Source organism: Falsiroseomonas sp. RANM36 (assembly GCF_056682175.1).
The window spans coordinates 475,133-477,428 of record NZ_JBWXTD010000005.1; the positions used below are offsets into that span (position 1 = coordinate 475,133).

At 73.9% G+C, this 2,296-nt stretch carries 2 protein-coding genes and 1 pseudogene; 1 reads left to right on the forward strand and 2 read right to left on the reverse strand.

Features of this window, described 5'->3' with window-relative positions; translation table 11 throughout:
* A pseudogene (locus tag AC1MIR_RS20285) lies at nucleotides 1-583 on the forward strand (acetate/propionate family kinase); the annotation flags it as partial.
* A 315-nt stretch (nucleotides 584-898) separates the two neighbouring features.
* Here AC1MIR_RS20285 and AC1MIR_RS20290 read toward each other — a convergent pair.
* Nucleotides 899-1,504, reverse strand: a complete 606-nt coding sequence (locus AC1MIR_RS20290; protein WP_480029994.1) for a sulfotransferase family protein — start codon at nucleotides 1,502-1,504, stop codon at nucleotides 899-901.
* Nucleotides 1,505-1,544: 40 nt separating this feature from the next.
* Nucleotides 1,545-2,296: class I SAM-dependent methyltransferase (locus AC1MIR_RS20295; protein ID WP_480029995.1), on the reverse strand; the 752-nt coding region annotated here is incomplete at its 5' end.

Genomic DNA, 2,296 nt, shown 5'->3' on the forward strand with positions numbered 1-2,296 from the left:
GGTCGCGCATCTCGGCAACGGCGCCTCGCTCTGCGCCATCGCCGGCGGCCGCGCGCAGGCGAGCAGCATGGGCTTCACCGCGCTGGACGGCGTGCCGATGGGCACGCGCTGCGGCCAGCTCGATCCCGGCGTGGTGCTGCACATGATCGACGCGATGGGCATGAGCACGGCCGAGGTCGCGCGGCTGCTCTACAACGACAGCGGTCTCAAGGGCATGTCCGGCATCTCCCACGACGTGCGCGCGATCGAGGCCGCGGACGGGGAGGGGGCGGAACGCGCGCTCGGCTACTTCGCCTATCGCGTCCGGCGCGAGATCGCCGCACTCGCCGCCTGCATCGGCGGGCTCGACGCGCTGGTCTTCACCGCCGGCATCGGGGAGAACGCGCGCGGCCTGCGCGGCCGCATCTGCGAGGGACTCGGCTTCCTCGGCATCGCGCTCGATCCCGCGCGCAATGCGGCCAATGCGCCGGAGATCTCGCCCGATGGCGCGCCGGTGCGCGTGCTGGTGCGCGGCACGGATGAGGAACGCATGATCGCCGAGCACACCCTGGCCGCGATCGCCGCCCCGCCGGAGCGCGGCTGAACCGCCGATGGCGACGCCGACACCGGGGTCGGCGCCCGTCTCGCCGCGGAACCGGGCGCGCTTCTCTCGGCCCTCGACGGGCAGGCCGGCGCGCCGCCTTCATGGCGCAGCGCCGCGGTCAGGCGATGACGAAGTCGGTCGCGGCCACCGCCGTCGAGCACATGCGGCCCTCCCTGTTCAGGGCAGGGTCACATCGCCGGACCGCGCGGGCAACCGCACGATCGCCAGCCGCACATGCCCGTCGGCGCACTCGCTCGGACGCAGCACGGGCATGGCCACGATCCGTGTCAGTCTTCTCCTTCGCTGTCCGTTGCCCTACTGCGGCGGCAGCGACACCCTGGCCTGCAACTCGGCGGTGGTGTTCCGGCTCGGATAGGGCTCCGCCGGGACCGGCACGCCGAGATGCGCGCAGAGCGGTTCCCAGCCCTCGCCCAGCCGATGGACGAGAAGACGCTCCGCCGGCACCGTCGCGACGACATCGGCCACATGCGCCTCGTAGCGCCCGATCATGAAATCGCGGTCGCCCGCGCGGTCGCCGAAGGCCTTCTCGACGATGCGGACGGCGACGGACTCGCGGTCCGTCGTGGTGCTGACGAATTTCAGGATCGTCGCCTCGAAGCTGGTCCACCAGCTTTCCGGGCTGCGCCAGGTGAGGATGACCTTCGCCTGCGGATGGATCGCGATCAGCTCGCGCCAGTAATGCGCGGAGGGCCAGTCCACGCAGGACTTGTAGCCTTCGAACAGCGCCTCCCAGTCCGGGACGCCACTGTGCATGAAGGCCCGCCAGCGCGCCTTCATGATCGGGTTCTCGGTGACCTCGAACATGTGGTGGCAGGGCCCGAAGCCCAGCATGTTCAGCGCCTCGCGCAGTGAATCCGTGCCGGTGCGGCCGAAGCCCGCGCCGATGACCCCGAGCGTCATCGCAACCTCCCTTCCCGCGCGGAGCTCGCGGCCTGGCCTGTCACGGCGTGGCGACCAGGCACCGGAAGCGTGCGGCGATGCGAAAGCTGCCATCGGGCTGGCGGAAAGGCGAGAGCGCCGCACGGTGCGCGGCGACGAAGGCCTCCGCGCCCGTATGCTCGACGGCCCGCACGGCGACGCCCGCCGAGCCCAGTCCGCGCAGCGCCGTGGCCTCGTCGGGATAGGACCAGTGCGTGTCCACGTCGAAGACGGCGCCCGGCGTCAGCCCGCCCGCCTTGGCGAAGCTGCGCAGCGCCGTCTCGTCGGACAGCGCGAAGGGGCCGGGGGCGCCGGGCGGCGGCGCCGGCAGCAACGGCTTCAGCGCGGCGACGAGCGCGGACGCCTCCATCCCCGCCGGCTCGCCCCAGGTCATGATGACGATCATCCCGCCGGGCTTCGCGACGCGTCCCGCCTCGCGCAGCGCCTGGGCGGCGTCGCCCGCGTATTGGAAGGCGTTGAAGCCGGTGACGAGGTCGAAGCTGTCGTCCTCGAAGGGCAGCGCCTCGATGTCGCCCTGGCGGAAATCGCCGGCGGGCGTGCGCTCCCGCGCGATCTCGAGCAGCGCCGGGGCGGCGTCGATGCCGGCGACGCGCGCGCCGCGCGCCGCGGAGAGCTGGGCGGCCATGCCCGCGCCGCAGCCGACATCGAGATGCCGCGTGCCGCGGCCGCCCCCCGCCGGGGCCCGCCCGGCGCCCAAGGCCGCGGCGCCCCGGGCGGCCGGCCCCGCCCCCCCGGCGCCGGGGGGGGGGGCCC